A 4,411-nucleotide genomic window follows, 5' to 3' on the forward strand; every position below is an offset into this window, starting at 1 on the left:
GGGCGGGGGAGGGGGCGCCCTGCGACCTCGTGGGCGTCGTCCGGCGGGACGCCCAGCATGCGCAGGGCCATCTCGGCGAGGTCGCGTGCGGCCTGGTCGCCGTCCAGGTCGGGGCGGGCGAAGCGCAGCTCGACCAGGGACAGCAGGGTGCCGCCCAATGCGGACAGGGCGACCGCCGGGTCCACGGTGGTGAAGCGGCCGGAGGCCATGCCGGCCTCCAGGTCGCGTGCCGCCCGCCGGGACAGGCCGTTGTCCCGGTGGATGTGTCCCAGGCCTCGACGGCGCAGGACTTGCATCAGCTCCGGGTGGGAGTCGGCCATGCAGGCACTGAGCCGGAAGCCCGCCGCGACGAGCTCCGCCGGGTCGTCGATCCCCGTCAGGCGTTCGTCGGTGCTCTGGCCGAACTCCTCCAGTGCGTCCAGCACGGCCGCGTCGAACAGCTCGGCCTTCGACGCGAAGTGGTTGTAGAAGGAGCCGAAACCGACGTCGGCGCGCTCCGCGATGGCCTGGATGCTGACGCCGGTGTCCCCGGCCTCGGCGAGGATCTGCCGTGCCGCATGCACGAGAGCGCGCCGGGTCTCGGCGCGGCGCCGCTCGAAGCGGTTGCCGGGCGGGGCTGATGTAGGCATGCGCGGAGTCTACCCGTGCGAACGATGACCACAGCAGCTCTGATGAATTCATCATTCCTCGCCATGAACACCTTGACGACGACTCTGTCAAAGTTGATGATTTCCTCATCTTGGTCATGTCGCTCGGAGGGGACCATGTCTGAAACCCGCGTCAACGGGGCCGACGTCAGCACGGCCCACCAGCACCTCCACAGCGAGCGGGGCGCCCTGCGCGGCGAACGCCCCGGCCGCTCCCGGAATCCGGTGATCAAGGTGGCCGACCTGGCCTGGCTGGAGTTCGAGAAGCCCGACCTGGACCGCGCCGAGATCTTCGCCCGGGACTTCGGGTTCGGCATCGCCGCCCGCAGCGAGCGGGAGCTGTGGCTGCGCGGCACCTTCGCGGGATCACCCTGCACGGTGATCCGCAAGGGGCGCGCGTCCCGTTTCATCGGCCCGGCGTTCCGGGCCGCCGAGCGAGCCGACCTGGACCGGCTGGCCCGCGGCACGGGCACGTCCGTACGGGAGGCGGACGTTCCCGGCGGCGGCATGGCGGTCGACCTGCTCGACCCCTCCGGTTTCCCGGTCCGGGTCGTGTCCTGCGGGGAGGCGCTGCCGACGCTGCCCGAGCAGCAGCCGCTGCCGCTCAACTTCGGCAAGGAGCACCGTCGTACGAACGCCACCCAGCGCCCGCCGCGTGAACCCTCCCGCATCCAGCGCCTGGGCCATGTGGTGCTGGAGACCAGAGTGTTCGGGCGGGCCCTGGAGTGGTACCTGGACACGCTCGGGATGATCGTGTCGGACTTCCTGTACCTGGACGGCCGGCGCGACCGCGGCCCCACGATGGCGTTCGTACGCTGTGACCTGGGCAGCGTGCCGGCCGACCACCACACCCTGGCCATGCATCTGGGGCCGGGCACGGGCTATGTCCACTCCGCCTACCAGGTCACCGACCTCGACTCCATCGCCGCCGGCGGCGAGTACCTCAAGGAGCGCGGATACAAGCGCAGCTGGGGCATCGGCCGGCACATCCAGGGCAGCCAGCTCTTCGACTACTGGCGCGACCCCGACCACTTCATGCTGGAACACTTCGCCGACGGCGACCTGTTCACCTGCGACGTCGAGCCGGGGTGGGCCCCCATGTCGACCAACGGGCTGGCCCAGTGGGGCCCGCCGGCCACCCGCGACTTCCTCGGCGCGAACCCTTCCCCGCAGCGGGTCCGCGACGTCATCAAGGCACTCAGAGGCGACAACGAGATGGATACGGCACGCCTGCTGGGCCTGCTCAAGGCCACCAAGTCCTGAACCCCGACCCCATCACGAAGGTACTGACATGAGCACCAACGTCCTGCGCACCGCCGACGGCTGGTGGGTTCTCCGCGGCGGCCGCGCCGTCCCCGTGGACACCAAGGCCGCCACCACCGCCGAACTCATCGCCGACCGTGCTGCCGTACGCGAGGCGGAGTCCTCCACCGGCACCGGCACACCCGTCGCCGACCTGGCCCCTCTCTCGCCGGTCACCGCCCCCTGCCGCGTCGTCGCCCAGATGGTGAACTACCGGAGCCACGCCCGCGATTCAGGCTTCACCGACGACATACCGCCCGCGTTCTTCCGCAAGGCGTCCGGCTCGTTGAGCGGCCCGCACGAGAACATCATCCGGCCCTCCCACGTGCGATTCCTCGACTACGAGATCGAACTCGGGCTCGTCATGGCCGCGCCGCTGCCCATCGGCACCGTCGTCGACGAGCGGGACCTGCCGTCCTACGTCGCCGGGCTGGTGGTCACCAACGATGTCAGCGCCCGCGATGTCCAGCTGACCAGGACACAGTTCTACGAGAGCAAGTCGTACCCGACCTTCACCCCGACCGGTCCCTACCTGGCGCTGCTGGCGCCGGAGGACTTCACCCACCTCCTCGACCTGCGCCTGAGACTGTCCGTCAATGGCGAGCCGCGCCAGGACCGCACCCTCGCCGACATGATCGTCCGCCCGGCGCGGGCCCTCACCCTGCTCGCCCGCTTCCAGACTCTCGGCCCCGGCGACCTGCTGCTGACCGGCACACCCGGCGGCACCGCCCTGAAGGCCCCGCCGAAGCCCGTCGAGAAGATCGGCGCGCTGCTGCCGCCCGCCTGGAAATGGAAGGCGTTCTTCCAGATCCAGGCCAAAAACCCGCACTACCTGCACTCCGGTGATGTGATCACGGCGAGGATCGCGACCCCGGACGGCCGTATCGACCTCGGCGAGCAGCGCACGCCGGTCGCGGACGCGAACCGCCCCCCGAGGTGAGCCGCACATGACCATCGACGAAACCGCACCCGCACCCGCACCCGTCGTGATCATCGGCGCCGGACCGGTGGGTGTGACCGCCGCCCTCCTCCTGGCCCGGCGCGGAATCCGCACCGTCGTCCTGGAACGCCACCACGACGTCTACCCTCTGCCCCGAGCCGTCGCCACCGACGACGAGGTCCGCAGAATCCTCCAGGCGGCGGGTGTCGGTGCGGAATTCGCCGCGATCGCCCGCCCGGCGAACGGGCTGCGACTCCTTGACGCCCGGCACCGGGTGATGGCCGAGTTCCGCCGCACCGGGCACAGCCATCATGGCTACCCGCAGACCAGCATGTTCGACCAGCCGGAGCTCGAACGGCTGCTGCGCGACGCCCTCGCCCGCCGCCCCGAGTGCGACCTGCGCGGTGGTGCGGAGGTCACCGGCATCGGCCCGGACACCGCGGGCCCCGTGCGCGTGACCTATGCGGACGACGCCGGCGAACACGAGCTGTGGGCCGAGGCGGTCCTCGGCTGCGACGGTGCCAACGGTCTCACCCGCGACGCCATCGGCGCCCACTGGGAGGACCTGCGCTTCGAGGAACGCTGGACGGTCGTCGACGTCCGCACCGACGCCGACGTCCGCTGCTGGGAGGGCGCCGACCAGGTCTGCGACCCGCACCGCCCGGCGACCTTCATGCGCGTCGGCGAGGACCGCTACCGCTGGGAGTTCCGCCTGCGGGACGGGGAGGAGCCGGTACGCGATCTGGTCGCGCCCTGGCTGCCGCCCTCGTACGACGGGAACTTCGAGATCCTCCGCAAGACGCAGTACACCTTCCGGGCGCGCCTGGCCGACCGGTGGCGCGACGGACGCGTCTTCCTGCTCGGTGACGCCGCCCACCTCACCCCTCCGTTCATCGGACAGGGCCTGTGCACGGGCCTGCGCGACGCGTACAACCTCACCTGGAAACTCGCCGGCGTCCTCCACCAGGGCGGTGACGAGCGGCTGCTCGACACGTACGAAGGTGAACGCAGGCGGCACGCCCGGCATGTCATCCGGCTCGCGGTCGCCGTGGGCTGGGCCATGACCGGCGGGCAGGACGGCGCCGCCGCACTGCGCCGCGGACTCCTCGGTGCGGCCTGCCGCATCCCCGGCCTGACCGCGATGGCCGCCTGCGACATCAGCCCGCCCCTGACCGCAGGTCCCCTCGTCCGGCGCCGTGCGCGCAGAAGTCTGGCGGGCACCCAGTGCCCGCAGCCGTGGGTCACGGCCGAGGGCTGGCGCACGCGTCTCGACGAGGTGCTCGGCGACTCCCTCACCGTGCTGACCGCAGCCGAACCCTGGCCCTCGCTCAACGCCCTGGCCCACGCGCTCGGCGCCGAGGTCATCCCCGTGACCGGCCTCGGCGACGACGGCACGCTCGCCGCCTGGCTGCGCGCCGGTCGCGCGGACGCCGTCCTGCTGCGCCCCGACCGCACCGTCATGGACGTCGTCCCACCCGGGGGCGCGGACTTCACCGACACCGCAGCCTGGGCGTCCCTCCTG

General features: G+C 71.6%; 4 protein-coding genes. 3 read left to right on the forward strand and 1 reads right to left on the reverse strand.

From position 1 onward, the window contains the following. The coding region (locus AB8Z36_RS31490) for a TetR/AcrR family transcriptional regulator (protein WP_369216800.1) at positions 1-629 on the reverse strand (629 nt) is incomplete at its 3' end. Positions 630-764: 135 nt separating this feature from the next. Between AB8Z36_RS31490 and AB8Z36_RS31495 the strand changes: the two genes are divergently transcribed. The 3 genes from AB8Z36_RS31495 to mhpA form a co-directional block, all read left to right on the forward strand. After that, positions 765-1,910, forward strand: coding sequence for a VOC family protein (locus tag AB8Z36_RS31495; RefSeq protein ID WP_369216801.1), 1,146 nt, complete (start codon positions 765-767; stop codon positions 1,908-1,910). 28 nt (positions 1,911-1,938) lie between these two features. Further along, complete coding sequence (locus AB8Z36_RS31500; RefSeq protein ID WP_369216802.1) at positions 1,939-2,889, forward strand: fumarylacetoacetate hydrolase family protein; 951 nt, start codon at positions 1,939-1,941, stop codon at positions 2,887-2,889. A gap of 7 nt (positions 2,890-2,896) precedes the next feature. Continuing rightward, positions 2,897-4,411 (forward strand): bifunctional 3-(3-hydroxy-phenyl)propionate/3-hydroxycinnamic acid hydroxylase MhpA (mhpA, locus tag AB8Z36_RS31505; protein WP_369216803.1); only part of this gene is annotated, 1,515 nt, incomplete at its 3' end.

It is taken from the genome of Streptomyces flavofungini, assembly GCF_041028215.1.
GTDB classification, from domain to species: Bacteria; Actinomycetota; Actinomycetes; order Streptomycetales; family Streptomycetaceae; genus Streptomyces; species Streptomyces flavofungini_B.

What these genes read in the sequence shown, in the direction of transcription:
- AB8Z36_RS31495 (WP_369216801.1), top strand. Translation starts at nt 765, where the DNA reads ATGTCTGAAACCCGCGTCAACGGGGCCGACGTCAGCACGGCCCACCAG.
- AB8Z36_RS31500 (WP_369216802.1), top strand. Translation starts at nt 1,939, where the DNA reads ATGAGCACCAACGTCCTGCGCACCGCCGACGGCTGGTGGGTTCTCCGC.